Origin of the sequence: Lachnoclostridium sp. An14 (assembly GCF_002160755.1) — a bacterium.
Classification (GTDB): domain Bacteria; phylum Bacillota; class Clostridia; order Lachnospirales; family Lachnospiraceae; genus Lachnoclostridium_A.
In genome coordinates this window covers 1-2,967 of sequence record NZ_NFLE01000076.1, presented here as the reverse complement: position 1 = coordinate 2,967, position 2,967 = coordinate 1, and the positions used below count along the sequence as shown (strand labels likewise).

At 49.5% G+C, this 2,967-nt stretch carries 1 protein-coding gene; it reads left to right on the top strand.

Going from position 1 to position 2,967, the window contains the following annotated elements; genetic code table 11:
- Positions 1 to 799 precede the first annotated feature (799 nt).
- A complete protein-coding gene (uvrB, locus tag B5E84_RS20120; protein WP_087226729.1) occupies positions 800 to 2,854 on the top strand; it encodes an excinuclease ABC subunit UvrB in 2,055 nt (684 codons plus the stop codon).
- Positions 2,855 to 2,967: the final 113 nt, after the last annotated feature.

Genomic DNA, 2,967 nt, shown 5'->3' with positions numbered 1-2,967 from the left:
GTAGAAAGTTATCATTGGCATTTGGATGTGACGTTCCGAGAGGATGGGAACCATACGCTGGAAAAGCAGGCATCGTACAATCTAAATATCATGAGGAAGTTATCAATAAGTATCTTAAAGATGATAGAGGTAGGGAATAAACCATTAAGCCTGAAAAAGAAACGGTATGCAATCGGAACAAACCCCGAAAAACATTTGGAGCAAATCATAAATCTGTAAAATTGGGGATAAAAACGGGGTTTGGTTGAAGAACACATTCATGCGTTTGTCGTGAGGAAATCCCTTTTTTATGTTGACTTTTCTGCTTATGCAACTTATGATATAGACAGCATAAAAAAACTGTTTTAGAGTTTTTATATGGGCGGCGTTGCGATGCCGTCCTAATTTTTTGCCTAAAAGGCAGACAACCAGGAGGGGAGTTCCCTCACTGATTGTTTGCTACTTGTTTGTAAAAGTGATTTAAGTACTAAGTAAACGTCAAATAAAACGGTGTAAGGAAACGTATTCAATGTAGTATTAACCCAAATGTTTTTGGGGTAAAATGTTCCGTACCAGAAAGGAAGTATAACTGCAAAAAAGAACGGATGTTCTAAACTGCGGCTATACTTTTTTATCTATCCATGCTATAATTTGCATGACTGGAAGAAAAGCAAAAAGTGATTTTCTGATGTTTGGCAGCCTTTCAAAATGCCAATTCCACTTTTATTTATCTGGTGTTACGCAGTCCTGGAAAACACGTTTTAGTGACCTTCATTTACACGAACTTTTTTGAAGGTCACCAAGGAGGTAAAAACGCAAAATGTCAAATCAAGGATATTCGCAATCCGCTGACAGGGGTCAGCTCCTTGTTCATGAAACCGGTGAAGAAAGTGTCGGTTTCAAGTTACACAGTGAATACGCCCCCACCGGCGACCAGCCCCAGGCCATCAAAGCCCTGGTGGATGGATTCAAAGAAGGAAATCAATTCCAGACTTTACTAGGAGTTACAGGCTCTGGCAAGACCTTTACCATGGCCAACGTGATCCAGCAATTACAGAAACCAACCCTCATTATCGCCCACAATAAGACCCTGGCCGCCCAGCTTTACGGCGAGTTTAAGGAGTTCTTCCCGGAGAACGCGGTGGAGTATTTTGTCAGCTACTACGACTACTACCAACCGGAAGCCTACGTCCCCTCCACCGACACTTACATCGAAAAGGATTCCGCCATCAATGACGAGATCGACAAGCTGCGCCATTCCGCTACGGCGGCGCTGTCGGAGCGGAGCGATGTGATTATTGTGGCATCGGTGTCCTGTATTTACGGCCTGGGCAGCCCGATTGACTATAAGGAGATGGTGATTTCCCTCCGGCCCGGAATGATCAAAGACCGGGACGAGGTGATCCACAAGCTGATCGACATCCAGTACGACCGCAACGACATGGATTTCCACCGGGGGACGTTCCGGGTGCGGGGAGACGTGGTGGAGATTTTCCCGGCCTATTCCGGGAGCGAGGCCTACCGGATCGAGTTTTTTGGAGACGAGGTGGACCGGATCACGGAGATCGACACTGTGACGGGAGAGATCAAGGCGCAGCTGAGCCACGTGGCTATTTTCCCGGCGTCCCACTACGTGGTGCCCAAGGAAAAGATGATGGAGGCCACGGAGCACATTTTGGAGGAAATGAAGGAGCGGGTGGCATTTTTCAAGAGCGAGGATAAACTTTTGGAGGCGCAGCGGATCGCGGAACGGACCAATTTCGATGTGGAAATGATGCGGGAGACCGGTTTCTGCTCCGGAATTGAGAACTATTCCCGCCATTTGGTGGGGTCTGCTCCGGGAGAGCCGCCGTGCACCCTGATTGATTATTTTCCCGATGACTTCCTAATTATTGTGGACGAGTCCCACATCACGCTGCCTCAGGTGCGGGGAATGTACGCCGGGGACCGTTCCAGAAAGCAGACGCTGGTGGACTATGGATTCCGCCTGCCCTCCGCCCTGGACAACCGTCCGTTAAACTTTGAAGAATTTGAGTCCAAGATCAACCAGATGATGTTTGTGTCCGCCACGCCGTCGGTGTATGAGGCGGAGCACGAGCTGCTGCGCACGGAGCAGATCATCCGGCCCACTGGCCTTCTGGATCCGGAGATCTCCGTGCGGCCCGTGGAGGGGCAGATCGATGATCTGATTTCCGAGGTCAATAAGGAAGTGGCGGGACATCATAAAGTCCTGATCACCACCCTGACCAAGCGGATGGCGGAGGATCTCACCGATTATATGCGGGATGCGGGGATTCGGGTAAAATACCTCCATTCCGATATTGATACTCTGGAGCGGGCAGAAATCATCCGTGATATGCGTATGGATGTCTTTGACGTGCTGGTGGGCATTAACCTGCTGCGGGAGGGCCTTGATATTCCGGAAATCACCCTGGTGGCGATTCTGGACGCGGACAAGGAAGGATTTCTCCGCTCGGAGACGTCCCTGATCCAGACCATCGGCCGCGCCGCCAGAAACAGCGAAGGCCATGTGATTATGTACGCGGACACCATTACCGATTCCATGCGGGCGGCCATTGAGGAGACCAGCCGCCGCCGGGAGATTCAGCAGAGATACAACGAGGAGCACGGCATCACCCCCACCACGATCAAAAAGGCGGTGCGGGATCTGATCGCCATCTCCAAGGCAGCCACGGAAAGCGAGGAGGAGTTCCGCAAAGATCCGGAGTCCATGGACGCGAAGGAGCTGCATAAGCTTGTGAAGGAGATGACCAAGCAGATGCACCAGGCAGCGGCAGAGTTAAACTTCGAGGAAGCCATGAGGCTGCGGGATCGGATCGTGGAGATCAAGCAAATGCTGCTGGAATTAGGATAGTGTAACTTTACCTGGGTAATTTCAAAAAATAAAAAATAAGACGACCTCTTTTTATAGTATAATGTAATCACCACAAAAACACATACGAGAAAAGAGGTCATCTTATGTTAAAT